The following is a 20,037-nucleotide window of genomic DNA, read 5'->3' on the forward strand; positions in this document are numbered from 1 at the left end:
GCCCAACGCGGCGCCTTTTTCTATGTTTCATCATGATACTGCCCGTCCTGAATATTGGATCTGCCTTTACTTTGGGGCGGTTTCTCTTTTGGCGTTTCTGTGGATGGGTTTGGATAAGCTCTATGCCGCGCTAGGTTGGCGCCGCATCCCCGAGCGTCGGCTTCTGTTTTTTGGGCTGATCGGCGGTGGCGCTGGAACCAAACTCGGGCAAGTGTTCTTTCGCCATAAAACGCGCAAAGAGCCAAAGCGAAGCCAAATCCAACGCCGTCTGGTCTGGAGCGTTGTTTTGTTTCTCGTGTTTGTGATCCCGCAAAGCCGCGAGGCGCTCATCGAGATGATGACCTCTGCCACCAATGGGCTCGCACAGTTAGGCTAACCGGCTCTCATGAAAAGAGCCGGTTGCCGTTTTTTGCATCTTAGGTCAGGTGCTCATTGAAGAACGCAATCGTGCGTTCCCACGCCAACTCTGCGGCCGCTTCGTCGTAGCGCGGCGTTGAGTCATTGTGAAAACCGTGGTTAACGCCTTCATAGATGTGAGCCGTGTAGGTTTTGCCATGTTCCTTGAGCGCGGCTTCATATGCTGGCCAGCCCTCGTTTACGCGTTCATCAAGTTCCGCATATTGCAGCAAAAGCGGCGCTTGAATTTTTGGAACATCCTCGGCGCTGGCTTGTCGGCCATAAAATGGTACCGATGCTGACAACTCTGGATAGGCCACAGCAAGCGCGTTGCACACGCCGCCGCCATAACAGAACCCAACGCAGCCGGTTTTTCCTGTGGAAAGTTCGTGCCCCATAAGGAATTCCGCACCGGCAAAGAAGTCGTTCATGAGTTTGGTGGAATCTACGGTGCGTTGCAGGTCTCGGCCATCTGCGTCATTTCCGGGATAGCCGCCCACCGATGTTAGCCCATCGGGTGCCAGCGCCATAAAGCCAGCCTTTGCAACACGTCTGGCGACATCTTCGATATATGGATTTAGGCCACGGTTTTCGTGAATAACAAGAACCGTCGGGAAGGGGCCTTCGGAAGTTGTTGGCTTAACAAGATAGCCGCGGACATCGCCGTGGCCATTAGGGGACGGATACGTGATGTATTCAGGATCAATATCCGGATCCGTAAATTTCACTTGTTCCGCCAAGGCGTAATTAGGGCTTAGCATTGAAAGGATTGCGGAGGCTGTCAAAGTCCCGACAGCAAATTTTCCTGCTTTATCAAGAAATTCTCGCTTGGTAATTAATCCGTGGGCGTAAAAATCGTAAAGGTCGAGCAGTTCTTGATCAAAGTCTTTTGCGGTCATTCGAGTCATAATATGCTCCTGTAGGTGCAGAATGAAACACTAGTATACCACGCTCTAGAGGCTCTGTGTTTGACGATAATTTGAAGAGGCCACATACAAATGAACTTTGAACTGAACATCGATACGCACGGCGCTGGCCTTTATGAGTTCACACATTCTGTGCAATCCAAGCTCCGCGAAGCTGATGTGCAAGGCGGGTTGCTCACGCTGTTTGTTCGGCACACATCTTGTTCGCTGCTTATTCAGGAGAATGCGGACCCTGAGGTGCAGACCGATCTGCAAAACTTCTTTCACAGATTGGTTCCGCCTACCACGGATCCTTCGATGTCTTACCTAACACATATATACGAAGGGCCAGATGATATGCCCGCGCATATCAAGGCAGCGATGATGCCGGTTAGTATTTCCATTCCTATTGTTAGCGGAGCTTTGGCGCTTGGAACTTGGCAGGGCATCTATCTTTTTGAGCATCGCAACGCATCGCACAGGCGTAGAGTTGCCGCACACGTTGGGGGATAACGAGATGCTCAAGCAGTTTTCTCGATAGTATCAGGAGTTGTGAGTTCTACGACATGGACCTGCTTCGTATTCCATTATACGTTAACCTCAATTTCAATCGTCTGTAGAAGGATGTAAATTATGCCTTTTGTTAAGAATTTCCTAATGGCTGCCACAGCCTGCGGTGCGCTTGCCGCTTGTAATGCAGGGACTGTTTCCGTTGGTGCTGGTGGTAGTGGTGGCGGGGTTGCTGTTTCTGGCAACGTCGGATCACCGGCAGCGAGTGTCAGTCGCTATGTTGCCAGTAACTCAATGGTTGTACTCGGAGCTGGCTACGGCCATTTCGAGGTTCAGCAACGCGCTGGCAAAGGCGGCTCGGATTACTGGTGTGCAGCGGGCGAATATGTCATCGAAGCACTTGGCCAGCGCCCCGGAACGCGGATCTATCTTGAAAAGCCTTTTGGCCCAAGCAATCTGACGAGCGCCAAATCTATCGGCTTCACGTTTGCGCCGGATGCCTCGTTCAAAGCTATGGCTGATGGTGTGAACAGCGGCCTGACAATGTCGATGAAGACCGTCGGCTCGAACTGGTCTGCGGAGCATAGCCGCTCGCAATGTAGCAATCTTATCTACAACGGCTTCTTCTAGAAGGTCGTTGCTAGATTGCACAGAATGGAAGAGGGGAGCATTTTTGCTCCCCTTTTTCGTGCGGGGCTGATTCATCAGGGCAACAGTTGTGAGAATGGATGTAGTAGCAAATTTTCCCCACTACCCAAGACTTCGCGTCTGCCCTATAGTTTCTGTAGATAGATCGAAACAAAACCCAAGGGAGTGGGAATGCGCTGCCCATTTTGCGGAAACGTCGACACCCAAGTTAAAGATTCACGTCCAGCTGAGGATCATGTCGCCATTCGAAGACGACGGTTCTGTCCAGCTTGTGGAGGACGTTTCACGACATATGAGCGCGTTCAGCTGCGCGACCTTGTCGTGATTAAGACAAACGGTAAGCGCGAAGAGTTCGATCGCGATAAGCTTGAGCGTTCGGTGCGCATTTCGCTGCAAAAGCGCCCTATCGAGCGGGAGCGGACGGAGCAGATGATCTCCGGTATAGTACGCCGATTGGAAAGTATGGGTGAAACCGATATTCCATCGGGTACCATTGGCGAGATAGTAATGGAAGCCTTGGCGCGGATTGATACGGTTGCCTATGTGCGCTTTGCCAGCGTGTACAAAAACTTTCAGGCGGCCGATGATTTTGACAAGTTTGTCAGCGAATTACGCCCACCAACACAGACGGACGAGTGACCAGCCTAGAAATCGATCAGCGGTTTATGCGCGTTGCTCTTGGCCTCGCGAGGTCTGGGCTTGGGCAGGTTTGGCCCAACCCTTCGGTGGGCTGTGTTCTCGTTAAGGACGGCCAAATTATCGCCGAAGGCCGAACGCAAGTGGGGGGGCGCCCCCACGCCGAGGTTGTCGCTTTGCAAGGCGCGGGTGACGCAGCAAAGGGTGCAACGGCCTACGTTACGCTAGAACCCTGTACGCACCACGGTAAATCACCGCCTTGTTGCGACGCTCTGATCGCGGCCGGTGTTTCGCGCGTTGTCTATGCGGTTGATGACGTTGATCCTCGGGTGGCTGGCAAAGCCGCAACCATTCTCGAACGTGCTGGGATTAAGGTTACTTCTGGTGTCCTCAATGCCGAAGCGCGCGCACAGAACGCGGGTTTTTTCAAAATGGTACAAGAAGGCCTTCCGCTCGTTACTCTAAAGCTCGCTATGAGCTTGGATGGACGGATCGCGACCGCGACAGGCGAAAGCAAATGGATAACTGGCCCAGACGCGCGGCGCCATGTCCACCGTAATCGCGCTGAACATGATGCTGTCATGGTCGGAGGCGGAACGGCTAGACACGATGACCCATCCCTGACGGCGCGTGATGTCGGGGCCGTATCGCAACCTGCACGCGTTGTCGTCTCTGCGCAGCTTGATTTGCCGCTGTCTGGCAAGCTTGCCGCCACAGCAAAAGACATACCTCTATTTATAGTTCATGCCGTTTCGGCTCCAAAGGAGATCACGCGAGCGTGGGAGGGAGTTGGCGCAAGGCTCTTGCCAGTTTCATGTGGACGCGATCTACGCCTTTCTCCGCGGGAGGTCCTCAGCGCTTTGGCTGAGCAGGGGCTGACGCGTGTGTATTGCGAAGGCGGAGGGCAGCTCGCGGCGTCATTGTTGGAGGCGGGGCTCGTTGATGAGCTTCACGTTTATACTGCTGGCATAACAATAGGTACGGACGGATTAGCCGGCGTTGGGCTTATGAACCTTGCTAAGCTTGCGGATACGCCTTCGTTTGAACTCGTCACAGCCCGACCGCTTGGTAAAGATCTGTTCCAGCATTGGCGTAAATCCTAGCGCCGCCACAAAGCAGCAAAGTCAGAAAAAGCATCTTGAAGGCGAGACAGGATGCGCAAGGGCGCTGGAGTCGGAAGATCGATGTTTGGATCAGACAAACGCTCGATCCAGACTTCGGGTGGGCAGATACGATTTGTGATCGGATCATAATAGCGCGGTGCGTCGATGAGAGCGGCGTGTGCCAATGAGATACGGTCAGGCCTTGCCACGCGCCGCGCCGGAACTTCGCCGAGATCCGTGGTTAATCCCCAACCAGCGTAAAACGGGGTGCCAAGGCAGGTAACAGGAATTCCACGAATAAGCGCCTCAAACCCGAGGAGTGACGTCATGGTCCAAACTTCATTAACATCGCTCAACAGTGAAACAGGATCCGTTTCCGTCGCGATGTGGTCAGCATAATCAAGAACCGCTTCATCCGCTAAATCGCCGACCCTTAAGCCGCGCTCAACATCGGGGTGCGGTTTGTAGATCAGAATGGCACTTGGATTGCGTGCGCGGGTTTCTTGCAGCAGAGCAAGATTGGTTCGGACCTGCTGGCATCCCTTTTGGATGGATGCATCATCCTCAACCTGTCCAACAACAAGAATCCGGTGACCTTTCTTGAAGTCCAACTGAGTGGAAGCTGAAACGTTGTATTTGCTTAGTCCGGCATTAGTAATGGCGCGGATGAGGCGCTCGGCGCGATGTCGGCTTGCTTCATCAAGCCCGTCCGACGCGTTGATGAGCTTCTCAAGCCGACTTTCCCTTCGCGGGTCATAGTATACACCGAGGTCATCTACGATGAGCGATGAGGCGGGCGCGAGCGCAGCGCCCAGCCCTCTGGACCGGATAAAGCCGTCTTCAACCTGAAGTACTCGAACGCCTGCCGCATTTGCATCGGTTAGGAACGCGTCAGTTGCCTTGCTGGCCCAAGCAAGAATAGGATGATTGCTCGATTTGGCTTTTTCGATTGCTGCCTTCGATGTGCTGACAAAACTTAGTTTTGCGTAGGCCCCAAAGATCTTGCGAAAGCTGTTTCGTTTCCAAGCGCGCGTTCCAAACACAACGTAACCGGCATGGTCGTTTCGCCAAGCAGCAGCCTCGGCTCCGAGCGTTTCGATAACATCTTCAAGCTCGCATAACCGATCCGAGAATGGATCATACCATTTTGGGTAAAGGATCATTGCGGCGGCAAAGAGCTGCGCGCGCGAGAGTTGTCTGGTTCTGCGCGCAACGGGGTATTCGTCTTGGGTTAGGCCCCAGCCTGCATAAAAAGGCTGTCCAAAAACGCGGGGTTTATGCCCAGCAAATATCGCTTCAAAGCCAAGTTGCGATGATACTGTGTAAACAGCAATTGCCCCTTCCAAAAGCTCCTGCGGCGATACCGCCGAGCTCAAGATTTGAACACGGTCGCTCTCGTCGTCTTCGTTATAATAGCCTCCGCGCGCGCCGCCGATCGTTTCGGGGTGGGACTTTATGATAATCCGCGCGCCTGGATGTTCAGTTTGGGCGAACACCAACATTTCCTTGAACCGTACTTCATCGGCATCGCTCGCCAAGACCGCAGCGTCGTTGCGGGTTTGGTCGATTACCAACACATATCCGGGTTCTGGCAAGGGAGTATCGGGCAAGAAATTGTTGTACTTGGAAAGGCGAAGCGCATTGATCCGCGAAATGGCATCGCGTGCGCGATCTAGTAGTGCGGTATCATCCAGTGGTTCGGTCGCGAGTAGTGTTTCCAGATCAGAGGGGTGGGCAGGATCGAAATGGACGCCCTGTTTGTCGATCAGGAGACCGAGAGCTGGCGCCCCGCCCAAGCGCGCAGGCAAAACAGACCGCAGGAACGGGTCTTCAACGCGGAGGATTGGCGTGTCTGTTGCGTTGGAAACTGCTTCACCGCGGTTGCTTGTCGGGCTTTGGCCCCAGACACCAACCCAATCCCCTTTTTCGGGCTTGCCTAGATTTACAGAATAGCCGGCAAGCGCAAGGATGCGTCTGACACGCTGTTGAGTAAGAAAACCGCCGTTGTAGACAAACAGTTTTGTAGCCGGATCATTCTCGCGTTGTGGCGCGTCGCCCGATTGCGGAATGTGGTTGGCCATTTGCCTTACTGCAATCCGTTGGCCAGTGTTGTTACGTTTGCCGCAGGTGCGATGATTGAGGATAGCGTTTTTTGGAAACGAGTGTAGGGCGCCTCGGTGACGTAAATGGTGTCTTGCTCGCGGATTGCGAAATCACGCGCTTCGAAAATACCATTCGGCTTTGTCAGGTCGAGAACATAGATCACACGCTGGTCGCCCTTAAGGTCGGTGCGCCCCATGACTTTGTTTGCAATATCAGCAGGCTCATCACGGAACACGAAAATACCGGTTGGGTCGGCAAGGTTTGAATTCAATCCTCCAACGAGTGCGAGTGCCTCGATAGCTGAAATTGTTTGCGTTTCAAAGTTCACGCGCTGCTGGCCGCCCGTGGCTCCCATTGCGGTAAAGGCGCGCTTGTCTCTTTCCACGAGAATCTGGTCGCCGCCCCGAAGAGGGATGTCCATTTCAGGGTTTGCATAAAGATCATCAAGCCAAATGGTGCCCTTGCGGTTGCCTCGGGTAACAGTGATTTGTGCTTGTTCTGGTTCGATTGAAACACCGCCAGCGCGCGCAAGCATTGCGCCGAGCGTACGGGTCGGGCGCTCGATTGCGTAAACGCCTTGGCCGGTTACAGCGCCCATAAGCGCAACGGTCGATCCATCACCCGCCAGACGACGCACGGTCACTTGGGGGTCTGGCGTTTGCTGGTCGAGCTTTCGAGTGATCATGTTGCGCAAGGCTTCCGGAGTGTTGCCGGATGCGCGAATGCGGCCCGCATAGGGGACGAAAATGAAGCCTTCGCCGTCGACTTGTATCTCTTCGAGAACGGTTGCCGTTTGCGGGACGCCGAGGATTGGAACATCCGTATTTTCCCAAACGGACACGCCAAGCCGATCACCGGGGCGGATGACGTCGGAGCCCAAAACGCCAGCATTCCTGAATTCTGCCGAGAACCCCAGCGCGGGCGGAACAGATGTCGCGCGCGTAACATGATCGTTGACCTCGACAACAAATGAATTGCCGTCTTCTAGAATAGAGCTTGTGAAAATCTCGTTCCGGCTTGGGCCTGAACGGGGCAGGGTGCATGCGGAAACTGCTGCCACAAACACAAGAAGGGCGACCGCACGGACGCCTTTGGAAGCCTGTAATGTCACTGTCGAAGCTCCTCGATTATTCTGCTGCCTCGTTTTTTCGATTAGATTACTGGAACTGCTATGTTTTGCATAGGTTCGGGCGGCGTGATCGAGCGGAACCCCCACGGACTGTTGCTCTCTGGCCGCGATGAACATTCATAGTGCGGAATAGGGGTCTGACTCGGCGAGCATTTTCTCAACCACCTGTCTTAGAAGCTGGCTGCGCCCACGACGTGAATAAAACCCACCGGCAACTTGCGATGTTTCAAGCAGAAAGTGCCTATAATCAAGATACGAGCTATGGTCGGGGTAAACGGGATCAGCAAAGAAATCCGGAAGGTCTTGAGCGGAAACAAATTCCGGTTTGTTGTATACGGCTTCGCCAAAAATTTTAAGCGGAAGGCCGCGCCAAAGGGCTTGCTGTGCCGCTGTAGAGTTGATGGTGGTTACGGTTTTAGCGCCATCCATCAACGTTGCCAGCTTTCCGCCTTTTACAAAATGCACGCGGTCCAAAACCCCGTTTTTGCGCGCACATTCGCGAATGTGGCGGCGGAGGGGAAGCTGGCCATTTTCAAGCGGGTGAGCCTTAAAAACAAGAATGTGGTGAGGCGCGGCACCTTCGGCAAAGCCCTTGATTACAATCTCGATAAAGCTCGCCATTGTTGGAAGCGGGCTGTGCGCCTGAAAGCTGCTGTCATGCTCCAGCTGCAACAGGGCGAGATGGAAAGGTGCTCCAGATGATTTAATGCGTCGGGTCGCGAGGATACGGTCGAGCCAGTGGAATGGCATGAGGATTAGTCGCTTGAAATACAACCAAAACTCCTGACTGACGGGCAGCGCCCTATGCCTTTTGAAGTTTTGGTAGCGCCAATTCGTAAACATCACAAACCAATGGTACAGAGCGCCATAAAACACGTGTTGTTTCAGGTCGCCCCAATGCGCGGGCGCTTCGGCATGGTCTGCTTTTGTCTTGCCGATTTTGCACTGGATCTTGGATAGCGGCGTGTCGATGAGCGCGGAATAACCGTTAGAGCCATCACGTTCATATGTAACCCAGTATGGGCGCAAATATCCCTCTTCAAAAATGTGTATCGTAAGGCCGGACTGCCGAGCGATTTCTATCGCTTTTGCGTGTATCGGCCGAGTGTCGCCGTAGAGTACTATGTCGGTGATGCCCTTGTCGGCGACGATCTTTTTGTATGCTTCGGGCCATGTTTCTTGGGGAGCATTGAAGCGGATATAGGTTGAACCCTGAGGCCAGAAAAATCCATCGCCTTGGTTGAATCCAACCCGCCAACACGTCGCTCCAGTCTTTTGCAAGAGCTTGCCCAACTGATAGAAAAACGGTCCGTGCGGTCCTTGAAGGAATAGGAAGCGTCGCTGGGGCGCGGGTGGTTTTGGCATTACCAAGATATCTCGTTGGTCTTGTAGAATTCCGTGAGCATAGCAGCTATTTTCCTAATTGCAGGTCAACAAATTACGATGGCTGATATTTGTAGGTCATTCGGCAAAGAAGTGGGCGAAATCGATTACTATTCTTTCGCGACACAGCGTCGGTCTTGCGTGTCTTGGCCGTAAGGGCTACGTGAGAAGTGAAATTGCAATTTGGATGTTGCGGAGAGCCATATGTTTACCGGAATTATCACTGATATCGGCACGGTCCTTGAAGCGGAACAACGCGGCGATCTGCGCGCGCGGATCGGCACGAATTATGATGTAAAAGGCATCGATATCGGCGCATCGATTGCGTGCAACGGGGTATGTCTGACCGTGATCGATCTGGGTGTTGAGCCACAGAATTGGTTCGATGTGGAAATCTCTGCTGAAAGCATCGCAAAAACCAACATCGGCACGCAGGGTCACGCATGGCGCGAGGGCAGCAAAATCAATTTAGAGCGTGCTTTGAAAATCGGTGACGAACTTGGTGGACATATCGTGTCCGGCCACGTTGACGGTGTTGCTGAAATCATTGCGCTTGAAGACGAGGGCGACAGCACGCGTTTTACCTTCCGCGCACCAGAGGCGCTTGCCAAGTTTATCGCGCCCAAGGGCTCCGTTACATTGAATGGGACTTCGCTTACCGTGAATGACGTTGTTGGCTGTAATTTCGGGGTAAACATCATCCCGCATACGAAAGAGGTCACAACGTGGGGCGCGGCCAAGCAAGGCGATATCGTCAACATCGAGATTGATACAATGGCACGTTATGTTGCGCGGCTTCAGGAATTCTCTTCGTGAGCATGATCGGACATAATGGCGGGCCAGTCACAGGGACTGGCTGGAACAAGCATTGCTGGTCCAAAGCGCGAAAAGACTTGCTTCCGCTATTGCCGATTGAGGTGATCCGCACGCGGTTGCGACGCGCAAAAGAATTGGGCCTAGATTACAAGTCCTATGCGTCCGTGCGATCAAAAACCGGCCACGACATTGTTGCGCTTCTGTTTTCCTCGAATGCTCTGCGGGTGTTTAAGGATGGCCAGCCGGTTGCTGAAACAAAACTCCAGAAGCTTGCGGCGCTGAAGCACTGCGACCGTTTGATCGCGGCGGCCAAACCCGTTGTGCCGAAAACCTTGGCCAATCAGCTTGAGGATGGCGGCGTTCAGGTTTTGACAGCCTTCGAGGCACCGACCCTCGCACACGGAATTCGCGAAACAAGAGAAGCATTTAAAGCTGCGCTTTCACCTTCAAAGCTGCCTGGCGATAAGGTTTTAATTGTGGGGGACACGATGCTCGAAGCTGAATGGGCCGACATTGCCCGATTGGGCGCATATTTACCCGCCGAAACGTATTTTGCCGGCCAGAATTGCCAGAGTTAGGACAACGCATGACAGATTCCGCACAACACTACACAGATGCGATTTCCTCCGTTGAAGAGATTATCGAAGATGCCCGCAATGGCCGTATGTTCATTCTGGTGGACCACGAAGACCGCGAGAACGAAGGCGATCTTGTTATTCCGGCCCAGATGGCAACGCCAGATGCGATCAACTTCATGGCGACCCATGGCCGTGGACTGATATGTCTTTCTTTGACTGGTGAGCGCCTTGACCAGCTTGGGCTTCCGCTCATGAGCACCAAGAACAGCTCGCGCCATGAAACCGCCTTCACCACCTCTATTGAGGCACGCGAAGGTGTTACAACCGGCATCTCTGCGCATGACCGCGCGCTAACAGTTGCCGTTGCGATTGACGCAAGCAAAGGTGCGGCTGACATCGCGACCCCTGGTCACGTTTTCCCCCTCCGTGCGCGTGAGGGCGGGGTGCTTGTTCGCGCAGGGCATACAGAAGCCGCCGTCGACATTAGCCGTCTTGCAGGTCTGAACCCCGCTGGCGTGATCTGTGAGATTATGAACGAAGACGGCACCATGAGCCGCCTGCCTGACCTCGTCGCGTTTGCACAGAAGCATAACTTGAAAATTGGCACCATTAGCGATCTGATCGCTTATCGCCGTCGTCACGACAATCTTGTTCGGGTGCGTACGCAAGAATCTATCGAATCCGAATTCGGCGGCAATTGGGATATGCGCATCTATACTGACGAAACGCAGGGTGCGGAGCATATCGCGCTTGTTAAGGGCGATATCTCGACGGATGAGCCGGTTTTGGTGCGGATGCATGCACTTGACCCAATGCACGATGTGATCGGCGCAGGCGGGAAGGGCCGTGCGAACGAGTTTGGTGACGCAATGAACATCATCGCAAAAGAGGGGCGTGGTGTTCTTGTTTTGCTAAGAGATTTGCACATGAAACTTGCTGCCAGTGCCGAAACCTCGCCGCAAACCCTTCGCCAATACGGCTTGGGCGCACAAATCCTTTCATCGCTGGGCTTGTCCCAACTTGAGTTGCTTACAAATTCTCCGTCGCCCAAGGTCGTGGGCCTTGAAGCCTATGGCCTCGAAATTGTCGGAACCCGCAAGATATCAGGAGCAGAATAATGGCCGGACACGAGCAACACTACATCCTGCCACGCGCTGAGTTTTCGAAACCCGTCAAGCTGCTTATCGTTGTGTCGCCTTACTACAAAGACATTGCTGACAATATGGTCAAAGGTGCAGTTGCCGAAATCGAAGCTGTTGGCGGCACTTATGAAATCGCCGAAGTGCCGGGCGCGCTCGAAATCCCGACCTGTATCGGCATAGCTGATCGGCAATCGAATTTTGACGGATATGTCGCGCTGGGCTGTGTTATTCGTGGTGAGACTACGCATTATGATACGGTATGCAATGACAGTTCACGCGCCATCCAGTTGCTCGGTCTGCAAGGGCTATGCATCGGAAACGGCATCTTGACCGTCGAAAATCGCAAGCAGGCCGAAGTGCGCGCCGATCCAGAAGATCAAAACAAAGGTGGCGGAGCAGCAGCTGCGGCCTTGCATCTCATCGCGCTTTCGCGCAAATGGGGCCGCCAAGGCAAAGAGGTCGGTTTCCGACCTGCCACAGACGAGATTCAGATCGCCAGCGCTGGCGGCAAGGATGATGGAACAAACGCATGACCAACGACGCCGCCAAACCACCGAAACGCAAGACGGACAATCGCCAAAGAAAATCCGCCTCTCGGCTCTATGCCGTTCAGGCGCTGTTTCAGATGGAAGCCTCAGGCCAGACAATCGACTCTGTCATTGCTGAATTTGCTGAGCATCGCTTTGGTGAAACCTATGAGGGCGATGAAATGGCGGATGGTCATCCGACATTGTTCCGCACATTGGTTGACGGCGCGGTGAACCATCAGGCAAAAATTGACCAGATGACAGATCGGGCTCTTGTGGCAAAGTGGCCCATTGCTCGGATTGACCCAACTCTACGTGCGCTGTTCCGTGCCGCTGGTGCAGAACTTGTTGAAACAGAGACGCCACCGCGCGTTGTCATCTCTGAATTCGTCGACATCGCCAGCGCGTTCCATCCAGAGGGGCGCGAACCGCAGTTTGTGAACGCGGTTCTTGATCATATGGCACGCGAAGCCCGCCCCGAGGCGTTCTCGGGCTAACAACCTGACAATTGGTGGAGAAGGCGGCGAAACCGCTGCGACCGTACAGGCACTGATTCCCGGGGACCTGTATATACAGGTGGGCACCAGATAATCGAACCAGGGTCCGAACAGAGCCAGCTCCCGTGGAATTGCTTAAGGCCACTGGAATGCTTGCCTATGCGTACGTGAAGAGCAGAAACGCCAGAACCTCACATAGGCTTCTGCTGGATGTTCGACAAGGGGTAATCGGGAATATTGAGTTTTGCTGCGAATAATCCAGTACGATTGAAGGCCACGCGGCTGCGCAAATTTCGGCACCACTTGACTTTTTGTTTACGTTTTGTTCATGTTTTGGGATGCAGCCCACTGTTCCAGCCCCGCAAGACACCGCATTGCAACCCGGCCAGCTTCTGGCGCGGGGCGTTGCGCGGCATTTACGGCATCATGATTTTGTTGTCATCGAGGAATTCGTGCCAGAGCGAGGATTGCGCGTTGACGTGATCGCCCTTGGTCCGAAAGGCGAGATATGGGTGATCGAATGTAAATCGAGTCGTGCGGACTATTTGTCGGACAGCAAATGGCAGGGGTACTTGGAGTGGTGCGATCGATATTTCTGGGCGGTGGATAGCGAGTTCCCGTCAGAAATCCTACCTGACGAAACCGGCCTCATAATCGCAGATTCCTATGACGCCGAAATTATTCGGATGGGGCCAGAAGCCAAGCTGGCCCCCGCGCGTCGCAAAAAAATGACTCAAAAATTCGCGCGTGACGCCGCAAGGCGGTTGCAAGGATACCGAGATCCGGGTGTCACGGCAATTTTTGGGCCTTAATCCTATTTGTCGTTTGTAACAGTCAGTGCAGCGGCCTTGATCTCTTCGGCAATTTCCAGTGCCTCTTCAGGCGTGAAGTCCATTGGAATTTCTGCACCGTCGGCTTCGACATAAATTCGAATCATGCCAAGCGATGTTGGTCCGATTTGCAGGTTCGCAGATACGTCGCTCTCTTTGTTGATACTCATGATCAATCTCCTTATTCGATCAAACGAACTATCCTCTGGCGATGTAATTCGCAAGTAGACTTGGAAAATTGCTCGCTCGCGCGGCGCAAAACATAGGCTTTACGCCATGGAGGGGCCAAATTTGCGCGTGGAATAGAAGGGGGCGAAATTTTTCAAGAATCCTGAAGACAACAGCCCGCGCCCCCTTGCATTCACCGCTTTCCGGCGCTAAATCACCCCATAGTGCCGCCATAGCTCAGCTGGTTAGAGCGCTTGATTGTGGATCAAGAGGTCCCCCGTTCGAACCGGGGTGGTGGTACCATCTTCCTTCTTTAGGAAATTGGCTTTTTCGCTTCGAGTCATGTTCGATTGTTTCGAGCATAGATTTGGTGAGCGTACGCCCGTTTAGTATCCTCATTTTGATATTTTTCAATTGTTTGCGGTATATTTATTGCTAGTAACAATTATTGCTGTATTGTGAATGTGATAATGCGTGGGGGTGCGTATGAATAAACGCGATATCGCTGCGGCGGTGCTTCTGGAAAATATACTGCGGTCAACTTACCCAAGTCGTGAGCCAGGGGCGATTCAGCCTCTTCAATGGTCCATTTTGCGATTCATCGCTCGCGTACCCGAAGAACAGCGCACAGCCAATATGATATCGAATTATCTTGGTGTTACCGCTGCGCCGCTCAGTCGTGCGATCCAAACCTTGGTGAAGCGGGGCTACATCGTTCAAAAGAAAAACGCCAAGGATGCGCGTAGTTTTCTTCTTTTTTTGACGGATGAAGCGGTAGAGGCCTTGAAAAGTGATCCGCTTTTGCGATTAGCTGGCTCCGTGTCTCAGCTACCTGAAGATCAAAGGGATGCATTTAATAAAGCGTTGGAACAAATCGTAAAAGATATGCAGTAGCGATCGGGGTTAGCCTTGGCCAAAATTCTTATCGTAGATGACGAGCCAAACATGAGAGAAATGATGGAGGTCATGCTGAAACAAGCAGGGCACCATCCAATCTCATGTGCGAATGCTACGGAAGCGCTCACATGTCAGAGCGAGGAGGGCGTGATTGATGCGGCTATTCTCGATATATGGCTTGGTTCAGAGAGCGGGCTAGATCTTTGCGATGCCCTGCGAGGAAATGCGCCAGATCTGCCGGTCATATTTGTTTCTGGTGGGGGGGGAGCGATGTCGATGGAGATAACGACAGCGCTCGCCGATCTAAAAGGGCGCAATCATTTCCTTTATAAGCCCTTCAAAAAAGAAGATCTTCTCGAAGCGCTTGACGCCAGTTTCTAAATAATACCCCTCATTTTAACGAGACAGAAGCACCTCACGCTTCAAAGTCGCGACGTAGCGTCACTTCTATTTGACGCATTTATTTGCTATTAGCATCTTTACAGGAATGGGGGTCTTGATTACCTAAGACTTACTGAAGACCAAGACGAGACCGTGATGACAGGCCGCGCTAGTAGCAAGTCAACATTCTAATTGGCTGATGCGGCAGCAAAGTTTGGATTTCGCGGTTGATAACCGAGTTGAAGCAATGGGCAATAGAGCGATGAGCATGACTGTTGATGCGCACTACAGCGCCGCTGATGCCATTGTTGCGTTGTTTCAATACGGCTGTTTAACACCGTCGGCGTCGGTTCTGCTTTTTGCAGAGCCTATGGCGGCCGTTAACAGCAACGATGAGGGCTTCAGTCAAAACAACACTTGGAACGACCCGGAGACGGGCGCGGCCAGCCAAAATAAGGCACGTCTCAAAGGCACGTTTCATACAGGCAAATTCGGGTTTTCATCTGAGGGAAATTGCAACGAACGCGACATTCAGGCTTGGATGCTCGAAGTTCTTTGTGACCTCGAGGGTGGCCCAGATAAAGAACTCACTCGCGGAAACTGCTGAAGTTTCTGTTTTGCGCCTCGGAAATTTTTGCCAACGCGCAAAGCAAACAGGAACTTCAGCAGACGCAAATTTAATCACCTTAAGCTCGGCGCTGGTTAAAGGTAGCAATACACCTTTTCTGCGCGAAATCGCTTTATTTCGTTGCTTTCCCAAGCTCGACTGCTTATGTCCCCCCTTTCTGCCGATAAATGTCGGCATCCTTTCCGAAAGAAGAATCCGTGTCTCACTTCGATGGTATACTGCCGCCCCTTGCCCGCGCCCTCACCAATAAGGGCTACTCTGATCTGACTCCGGTTCAGAAAGACGTTTCCAACCCTGAATTGGTGTCGTCAGATTTGCTGGTCTCTGCTCAGACTGGTTCGGGCAAGACAGTTGCTTTTGGTATCGCGATTGCTCCTACGCTGCTTGATGATCAAGAAGCCTTTGGACGTGCCGAAGCTCCTGTTGCGTTGGTTGTTGCGCCAACCCGCGAACTTGCGTTGCAGGTACGGCGCGAGTTTGAATGGCTTTATGCCGAAACTGGTGCACGAATTGCGTCCTGTGTTGGTGGCATGGATATGCGTACGGAACGACGCGCGCTTGAGAAGGGTGCTCACATCGTTGTTGGAACACCCGGCCGCCTGCGCGACCACATCGAGCGCGGCTCGCTTGATATGGACCAGATGAAAGCCATTGTTCTTGACGAGGCTGACGAGATGCTCGACCTCGGCTTCCGTGAGGACCTCGAATTTATTCTTGGCTCTGCTCCGGAAGACCGCCGGTCGCTGATGTTCTCTGCGACTGTACCGCGCCAGATTGCTGAGCTTGCCAAGAACTTTCAAAAAGACGCTGTGCGTGTTGCCACTGTTTCCGAAGCCAAGCAACACGTCGACATTGATTACCAAGCACTCGTCTGTGCAGGGCCTGATCGTGAAAACGCGATCATCAATCTTCTGCGTTATCACGAGCCGGAAACCTCGATCGTGTTTTGCGCGACCCGTGCCACTGTGAACCACATGACCGCACGTTTTACCAATCGCGGGTTCCGTGTTGTGGCGCTTTCAGGTGAGCTGTCGCAATCTGAACGGACGCACGCGCTTCAAGCCATGCGTGATGGGCGCGCGCAGGTCTGTATTGCAACTGACGTTGCCGCACGCGGGATCGACCTTCCGGGTCTTGAGCTTGTTGTGCACGCCGATCTGCCACAGAACCAAGAGGCTCTCTTGCACCGCTCAGGGCGAACAGGCCGTGCCGGACAAAAGGGTATCTCTGCGCTCATCGTGCCAAAAAACCAACGCGGCAAGGCTGAACGCCTCCTGAAATGGGCGAAAGTAACGGCCAATTGGGGGCTTCCTCCCAATGCTGATGATGTTCGCGACAAAGACAATGAACGCCTGATCGAAGGTTTTGCCAATGTTTCGACCGAGGGCGAAGAGGCTGTGATCGCCAAACTCCTCGATGGTCGGACGCCAGAGGAAATTGCCGCGGCCTATATCGCTCAATATCGCGCGTTGCGCTCCGCGCCAGAAGAACTTCGCGAAGTCGGTGCGGGCGAAGATCGCCGTCGCTCGGATTTCGAGAATTCGGTTTGGGTTACGCTGTCAGTAGGGCGCGAACAAAAGGCTGAGCCGCGCTGGCTCATTCCTCTTTTGTGCCGTAGCGGTGGGATTACCAAACGCGAGATCGGTGCAATTCGTATGGTTCCGCAAGAAACCTTTGTTGAACTGAATGCCGAAGCTGCAGACGGTTTCTTCTCTGTTGTTGGCAAGGGTGGCGAGTTGGAAGACGGCGTTGTCGTCAAGAAACTCGACAAGGCGCCAGACCTTGGACCCGCGAAATTCGGCAAGGGCCCCGCACGGAAACCGGGAAAACCCGGTGGCCATCGTGGACAAGCAGGTCAGAAACCGCGCGGTAAGAAACGTGACTTTGGCGATAAGCCAGAGCCGCGCGAATTTAAAAAGCCCCATGGCGATGTAAACTCATATAAGAAACGTTCGGAAAAGCCCGCGCGTTCGGAAAAGCCGGCAAAGTTTGAAAAGCCTGCAAAATCGGATGGAGCTGCTGCAAAGCGCGAAAAGCCGAAGAAGGCGCGTTTTGACAAGGCGCCAAGTTCTGATTTCAAACCAAAGCTCGGTGGCAATGCTGATGCGGTGCCAAAGCGGAACAAGTCTAAAACGGCGCCTAAATCCAAACCACCTGCAGGATTCGATGCCCGCGACCCATCCAAGAAGCTGCGTCACAAAGTGAGCGGCAAAGGGAAATTTGCGAAGGGCGGCAAAGGCGCGAAGAAAAAATAGCGCCTTTTACTTGGCCGTGATTTGAATCGTCTGCCGCAAGTCGCCGCTTTCCGTATCGAATATCAGAATCTGATCTTGCTCCGTGACAACGGCATACCAATCGCTGCCTTTGGTGAAGGCGGTCGCTTTGGTGCCTGCGGGTAACTCAATTTCGGAGATACTGGAAAGGCTTGGCCCCGTGCTCTTGGGGAAACGGGTGACAAGCAGCGCAATCACAATTACAAGCCCTGCAATCATTGTTGCGGTTAAAATCGTAACCAAAATTCGCAGGAACTTCAGGTTGGGCGGCAGCTCCGGTTCCGTTTCAGGAGAATGATCCATGACTATGTCCTCTGTTGTTCGCGTGGAGATCCAGCCTGATCCGCCCAAGCGCCTTGATAAAGCGCTTTCGCGTGACGTTCCAGTGGAAGCGTCGCTTAGCCGCTCACGGATCGCGAAATTGCTGGAACAGGGCATGGTCCAGCAAAATGGATCAGTGCAAACAGATCCTCGCGCAGCTGTTGCCGAAGGGGATGTCTTTGAGATTACTGTCCCTGTTTCTGCTGAAAGCCATATGCTCCCAGAAGACATCCCGCTTGATGTTGTCTTTGAAGACGACGACTTGATTGTGATCAACAAGCCTGCTGGCATGGTTGTGCATCCGGCGCCCGGTTCGCCATCTGGAACGCTGGTCAATGCTTTGCTTCATCACTGTGGCGAGAGCCTGTCTGGTGTTGGCGGCGAGAAGCGCCCAGGTATTGTTCATCGGATCGACAAAGAAACGAGCGGCCTTCTTGTCGTGGCGAAATCCGACGCGGCGCATCATGGCCTTGCCAAACAGTTCGAGAAACACACAGTCGAGCGGCATTATCATGCGGTTGTATATGGTGTTCCTGATGCGAATGACCCGCGATTGCGTGGCGTAAAAGGCGTGAATTTCGAGCCGGGCAACATCATGAAGATTACAACACATCTGGCGCGACACAAAACAGACCGTCAAAAACAAGCAGTGCTGTTCCACGGCGGACGTCACGCTGTAACGCGTAGCCGAATTGTCATGCCGCTCGGAACTCCTGCTGTTGCCAGCCTGATCGAATGTTGGCTTGAAACAGGGCGAACGCATCAAATTCGCGTTCATATGGCACACGCAGGTCACGGCCTGATAGGAGACCCAACCTACGGCGGACGTCGTAAGTTGAACGTTAAAGCGATTGGCGAGGATGGCGTTGAAGCAGCGCGCGTCTTCCCACGTCAGGCGCTTCATGCTGCAACTCTGGGTTTCGTTCATCCGGTTACGGAAGAAACGCTTCGGTTTGCTGCACCGTTGCCTGATGATATGTCCGAGCTTATCCGTGCTCTCGGCGGTGATCCGCAGCAGATATCAAATACCTAGCTTACAATCCAACACAGTGCTGTGAGGCGCTGACACAGTTGGGGAATAAGGTTTATTTTCGCGTTTTGGTAAGCTAAACACACAATCCGAATTCAGAATTTGAGATTAGCCTCTTGAAAACGGCAAGCGAGAACTTAACTCAATGTTAATCGCTTAAACATAAGGCGGGTCGCATGGACTATAGGGGGTACAGATTATGAGCAATTTTAAGAATTTACCGGCCGCAACACCAGAACAGGGGTTGAGCCAATACCTGCGCGAAATCCGCAAATTTCCTATGCTTGAGCCGGAAGAAGAGTACATGCTCGCCAAGCGTTGGGCAGAGGATCAGGACAGCGAAGCTGCGCATAAGCTCGTAACGAGCCACCTCCGGCTCGCTGCCAAAATCGCCATGGGCTATCGGGGCTACGGTCTGCCGCAGGCCGAAGTCGTTTCGGAAGCGAACGTCGGCTTGATGCAGGCAGTTAAGCGGTTTGACCCAGAGAAAGGGTTCCGCCTCGCGACCTATGCGATGTGGTGGATTCGCGCCAGCATCCAGGAATATGTGCTGCGGAGTTGGTCTCTTGTTAAGCTAGGCACGACAAGCGCTCAGAAGAAGCTTTTCTTCAACTTGCGTAAAGCAAAGGCCCGTATCGGCGCTCTAGAAGATGGTGATTTGCATCCGGATCAGGTCGCGAAAATCGCGCACGACCTAAGTGTAAGCGAGGACGAAGTCGTTTCAATGAACCGACGTATGTCCGGTGGTGATGCATCGCTGAATGCTATGGTTGGCAGTGACGGCGATACAGCAACGCAATGGCAGGATTGGCTCGAAGATACCGACGCCGACCAAGCGGGAGATTACGAACGTAAAGACGAGCTTGATATGCGTCGTGGGCTTTTGATCGAGGCGATGGACGTATTGAACGACCGCGAAAAAGACATCCTCACTCAGCGTCGTCTTCAGGACAAACCAGTGACTCTCGAAGAGTTGTCTTCGCAATATAACGTCAGCCGCGAGCGTATTCGTCAGATCGAAGTGCGTGCGTTTGAGAAGTTACAAAAGCGCATGCGAGAGCTTGCAAAAGAAAACGGTATGCTCGCAAACGCTTAGGCGTTGCACCTGTTTGAAATCTTGATAGCCTCTCGCAAAC

Annotated in this window: 23 protein-coding genes, 1 tRNA gene and 1 other RNA gene; 18 read left to right on the forward strand and 7 right to left on the reverse strand. The window is 53.2% G+C overall.

Going from position 1 to position 20,037, the window contains the following annotated elements; translation table 11 throughout:
- The first annotated feature begins 22 nt into the window (after positions 1-22).
- On the forward strand, positions 23-376 hold the full coding sequence (locus OU789_RS03715; protein WP_274653431.1) for a DUF1294 domain-containing protein: 354 nt from the start codon (positions 23-25) through the stop codon (positions 374-376).
- A gap of 40 nt (positions 377-416) precedes the next feature.
- Here the strand turns inward: OU789_RS03715 and yghX are convergent, their stop codons facing one another.
- Positions 417-1,304 (reverse strand): YghX family hydrolase, encoded by an 888-nt coding sequence (yghX, locus tag OU789_RS03720; RefSeq protein WP_263953786.1) that lies wholly within the window; start codon positions 1,302-1,304, stop codon positions 417-419.
- A gap of 90 nt (positions 1,305-1,394) precedes the next feature.
- Here yghX and OU789_RS03725 point away from each other — a divergent pair, with 90 nt between their 5' ends.
- The 4 genes from OU789_RS03725 to ribD all read left to right on the forward strand — a co-directional run bounded on the left by OU789_RS03725 (position 1,395) and on the right by ribD (position 4,198).
- Entirely contained in the window at positions 1,395-1,814 is a 420-nt protein-coding gene (locus OU789_RS03725; protein WP_274653433.1) for a secondary thiamine-phosphate synthase enzyme YjbQ, read from the forward strand.
- Positions 1,815-1,958: 144 nt separating this feature from the next.
- Positions 1,959-2,441, forward strand: a complete 483-nt coding sequence (locus tag OU789_RS03730; RefSeq protein ID WP_274653435.1) for a hypothetical protein — start codon at positions 1,959-1,961, stop codon at positions 2,439-2,441.
- A gap of 189 nt (positions 2,442-2,630) precedes the next feature.
- Positions 2,631-3,098, forward strand: a complete 468-nt coding sequence (nrdR, locus tag OU789_RS03735) for a transcriptional regulator NrdR (protein ID WP_263953783.1) — start codon at positions 2,631-2,633, stop codon at positions 3,096-3,098.
- Entirely contained in the window at positions 3,095-4,198 is a 1,104-nt protein-coding gene (gene ribD / locus OU789_RS03740) for a bifunctional diaminohydroxyphosphoribosylaminopyrimidine deaminase/5-amino-6-(5-phosphoribosylamino)uracil reductase RibD (protein ID WP_274653438.1), read from the forward strand. Before nrdR ends, ribD begins: the two co-directional genes overlap by 4 nt.
- Here the strand turns inward: ribD and OU789_RS03745 are convergent.
- The 3 genes from OU789_RS03745 to OU789_RS03755 form a co-directional block, all read right to left on the reverse strand.
- The gene (locus OU789_RS03745; RefSeq protein ID WP_274653440.1) at positions 4,195-6,279 is read right to left on the reverse strand and encodes a capsular polysaccharide biosynthesis protein; all 2,085 of its coding nucleotides are present in this window, start codon (positions 6,277-6,279) and stop codon (positions 4,195-4,197) included. The genes ribD and OU789_RS03745 overlap by 4 nt on opposite strands.
- A gap of 5 nt (positions 6,280-6,284) precedes the next feature.
- Positions 6,285-7,412: a polysaccharide biosynthesis/export family protein gene (locus OU789_RS03750; protein ID WP_274653442.1), complete on the reverse strand. Its 1,128-nt coding sequence runs from the start codon at positions 7,410-7,412 to the stop codon at positions 6,285-6,287.
- 135 nt (positions 7,413-7,547) lie between these two features.
- Positions 7,548-8,795: a capsule biosynthesis protein gene (locus OU789_RS03755; protein WP_274653444.1), complete on the reverse strand. Its 1,248-nt coding sequence runs from the start codon at positions 8,793-8,795 to the stop codon at positions 7,548-7,550.
- Positions 8,796-9,017: 222 nt separating this feature from the next.
- Between OU789_RS03755 and OU789_RS03760 the strand changes: the two genes are divergently transcribed.
- The 5 genes from OU789_RS03760 to nusB are packed head-to-tail and all read left to right on the forward strand — an operon-like array spanning position 9,018 to position 12,373.
- On the forward strand, positions 9,018-9,629 hold the full coding sequence (locus tag OU789_RS03760) for a riboflavin synthase (protein WP_274653446.1): 612 nt from the start codon (positions 9,018-9,020) through the stop codon (positions 9,627-9,629).
- 2 nt (positions 9,630-9,631) lie between these two features.
- Positions 9,632-10,207 (forward strand): hypothetical protein, encoded by a 576-nt coding sequence (locus OU789_RS03765; protein WP_274654504.1) that lies wholly within the window; start codon positions 9,632-9,634, stop codon positions 10,205-10,207.
- A gap of 8 nt (positions 10,208-10,215) precedes the next feature.
- Complete coding sequence (ribB, locus tag OU789_RS03770) at positions 10,216-11,325, forward strand: 3,4-dihydroxy-2-butanone-4-phosphate synthase (RefSeq protein WP_274653448.1); 1,110 nt, start codon at positions 10,216-10,218, stop codon at positions 11,323-11,325.
- Entirely contained in the window at positions 11,325-11,882 is a 558-nt protein-coding gene (locus tag OU789_RS03775; protein ID WP_263953776.1) for a 6,7-dimethyl-8-ribityllumazine synthase, read from the forward strand. Before ribB ends, OU789_RS03775 begins: the two co-directional genes overlap by 1 nt.
- Positions 11,879-12,373: a transcription antitermination factor NusB gene (nusB, locus tag OU789_RS03780; RefSeq protein WP_263953775.1), complete on the forward strand. Its 495-nt coding sequence runs from the start codon at positions 11,879-11,881 to the stop codon at positions 12,371-12,373. Before OU789_RS03775 ends, nusB begins: the two co-directional genes overlap by 4 nt.
- Before the next feature lie 25 nt (positions 12,374-12,398).
- Here the strand turns inward: nusB and ssrS are convergent.
- Positions 12,399-12,557, reverse strand: a non-coding RNA gene (ssrS, locus tag OU789_RS16960) — 6S RNA.
- Between the two features lie 154 nt (positions 12,558-12,711).
- On the opposite strand from ssrS, the gene OU789_RS03785 reads away from it, so the two are divergent.
- Positions 12,712-13,185 carry an MmcB family DNA repair protein gene (locus tag OU789_RS03785; RefSeq protein ID WP_274653450.1) on the forward strand — a complete coding sequence of 158 codons (474 nt, stop codon included), beginning with the start codon at positions 12,712-12,714 and terminating at the stop codon, positions 13,183-13,185.
- A 2-nt stretch (positions 13,186-13,187) separates the two neighbouring features.
- Here OU789_RS03785 and OU789_RS03790 read toward each other — a convergent pair whose 3' ends face one another.
- Positions 13,188-13,373: a DUF6324 family protein gene (locus tag OU789_RS03790; RefSeq protein ID WP_263953773.1), complete on the reverse strand. Its 186-nt coding sequence runs from the start codon at positions 13,371-13,373 to the stop codon at positions 13,188-13,190.
- A gap of 224 nt (positions 13,374-13,597) precedes the next feature.
- Here OU789_RS03790 and OU789_RS03795 point away from each other — a divergent pair.
- From OU789_RS03795 to OU789_RS03815, 5 genes are all read left to right on the forward strand, one after another.
- Positions 13,598-13,674: transfer RNA gene (locus OU789_RS03795), tRNA-His, on the forward strand.
- A gap of 183 nt (positions 13,675-13,857) precedes the next feature.
- The gene (locus OU789_RS03800) at positions 13,858-14,265 is read left to right on the forward strand and encodes a MarR family winged helix-turn-helix transcriptional regulator (RefSeq protein ID WP_274653452.1); all 408 of its coding nucleotides are present in this window, start codon (positions 13,858-13,860) and stop codon (positions 14,263-14,265) included.
- A gap of 15 nt (positions 14,266-14,280) precedes the next feature.
- A complete protein-coding gene (locus OU789_RS03805) occupies positions 14,281-14,649 on the forward strand; it encodes a response regulator (RefSeq protein WP_274653454.1) in 369 nt (122 codons plus the stop codon).
- Between the two features lie 262 nt (positions 14,650-14,911).
- Entirely contained in the window at positions 14,912-15,256 is a 345-nt protein-coding gene (locus OU789_RS03810) for a hypothetical protein (RefSeq protein WP_274653456.1), read from the forward strand.
- Between the two features lie 218 nt (positions 15,257-15,474).
- Positions 15,475-17,532 (forward strand): DEAD/DEAH box helicase, encoded by a 2,058-nt coding sequence (locus tag OU789_RS03815; protein ID WP_274653458.1) that lies wholly within the window; start codon positions 15,475-15,477, stop codon positions 17,530-17,532.
- Between the two features lie 6 nt (positions 17,533-17,538).
- Here OU789_RS03815 and OU789_RS03820 read toward each other — a convergent pair whose 3' ends face one another.
- A complete protein-coding gene (locus OU789_RS03820; protein WP_274653460.1) occupies positions 17,539-17,853 on the reverse strand; it encodes a DUF6476 family protein in 315 nt (104 codons plus the stop codon).
- Positions 17,854-17,857: 4 nt separating this feature from the next.
- On the opposite strand from OU789_RS03820, the gene OU789_RS03825 reads away from it, so the two are divergent.
- Together OU789_RS03825 and rpoH are read left to right on the forward strand one after the other, a co-directional pair.
- On the forward strand, positions 17,858-18,904 hold the full coding sequence (locus tag OU789_RS03825; RefSeq protein WP_274654506.1) for an RluA family pseudouridine synthase: 1,047 nt from the start codon (positions 17,858-17,860) through the stop codon (positions 18,902-18,904).
- A 196-nt stretch (positions 18,905-19,100) separates the two neighbouring features.
- A complete protein-coding gene (gene rpoH / locus OU789_RS03830) occupies positions 19,101-19,997 on the forward strand; it encodes an RNA polymerase sigma factor RpoH (protein WP_263953767.1) in 897 nt (298 codons plus the stop codon).
- The last annotated feature ends 40 nt before the right edge of the window (positions 19,998-20,037 follow it).

Origin of the sequence: Halocynthiibacter sp. C4, from assembly GCF_028823805.1 — a bacterium.
In the GTDB taxonomy this organism is placed as follows: Bacteria; Pseudomonadota; Alphaproteobacteria; order Rhodobacterales; family Rhodobacteraceae; genus Falsihalocynthiibacter; species Falsihalocynthiibacter halioticoli.

Excerpts from the sequence above, each read along its gene's own strand:
- OU789_RS03715 (WP_274653431.1), top strand. The coding sequence starts at position 23 with ATGTTTCATCATGATACTGCCCGTCCTGAATATTGGATCTGCCTTTAC.
- yghX (WP_263953786.1), bottom strand. The coding sequence starts at position 1,304 with ATGACTCGAATGACCGCAAAAGACTTTGATCAAGAACTGCTCGACCTT.
- OU789_RS03725 (WP_274653433.1), top strand. The coding sequence starts at position 1,395 with ATGAACTTTGAACTGAACATCGATACGCACGGCGCTGGCCTTTATGAG.
- OU789_RS03730 (WP_274653435.1), top strand. The coding sequence starts at position 1,959 with ATGGCTGCCACAGCCTGCGGTGCGCTTGCCGCTTGTAATGCAGGGACT.
- nrdR (WP_263953783.1), top strand. The coding sequence starts at position 2,631 with ATGCGCTGCCCATTTTGCGGAAACGTCGACACCCAAGTTAAAGATTCA.
- OU789_RS03745 (WP_274653440.1), bottom strand. The coding sequence starts at position 6,279 with ATGGCCAACCACATTCCGCAATCGGGCGACGCGCCACAACGCGAGAAT.
- OU789_RS03755 (WP_274653444.1), bottom strand. The coding sequence starts at position 8,795 with ATGCCAAAACCACCCGCGCCCCAGCGACGCTTCCTATTCCTTCAAGGA.
- OU789_RS03760 (WP_274653446.1), top strand. The coding sequence starts at position 9,018 with ATGTTTACCGGAATTATCACTGATATCGGCACGGTCCTTGAAGCGGAA.
- OU789_RS03765 (WP_274654504.1), top strand. The coding sequence starts at position 9,632 with ATGATCGGACATAATGGCGGGCCAGTCACAGGGACTGGCTGGAACAAG.
- ribB (WP_274653448.1), top strand. The coding sequence starts at position 10,216 with ATGACAGATTCCGCACAACACTACACAGATGCGATTTCCTCCGTTGAA.
- OU789_RS03775 (WP_263953776.1), top strand. The coding sequence starts at position 11,325 with ATGGCCGGACACGAGCAACACTACATCCTGCCACGCGCTGAGTTTTCG.
- nusB (WP_263953775.1), top strand. The coding sequence starts at position 11,879 with ATGACCAACGACGCCGCCAAACCACCGAAACGCAAGACGGACAATCGC.
- OU789_RS03785 (WP_274653450.1), top strand. The coding sequence starts at position 12,712 with ATGCAGCCCACTGTTCCAGCCCCGCAAGACACCGCATTGCAACCCGGC.
- OU789_RS03790 (WP_263953773.1), bottom strand. The coding sequence starts at position 13,373 with ATGAGTATCAACAAAGAGAGCGACGTATCTGCGAACCTGCAAATCGGA.
- OU789_RS03800 (WP_274653452.1), top strand. The coding sequence starts at position 13,858 with ATGAATAAACGCGATATCGCTGCGGCGGTGCTTCTGGAAAATATACTG.
- OU789_RS03810 (WP_274653456.1), top strand. The coding sequence starts at position 14,912 with ATGAGCATGACTGTTGATGCGCACTACAGCGCCGCTGATGCCATTGTT.
- OU789_RS03820 (WP_274653460.1), bottom strand. The coding sequence starts at position 17,853 with ATGGATCATTCTCCTGAAACGGAACCGGAGCTGCCGCCCAACCTGAAG.
- OU789_RS03825 (WP_274654506.1), top strand. The coding sequence starts at position 17,858 with ATGTCCTCTGTTGTTCGCGTGGAGATCCAGCCTGATCCGCCCAAGCGC.
- rpoH (WP_263953767.1), top strand. The coding sequence starts at position 19,101 with ATGAGCAATTTTAAGAATTTACCGGCCGCAACACCAGAACAGGGGTTG.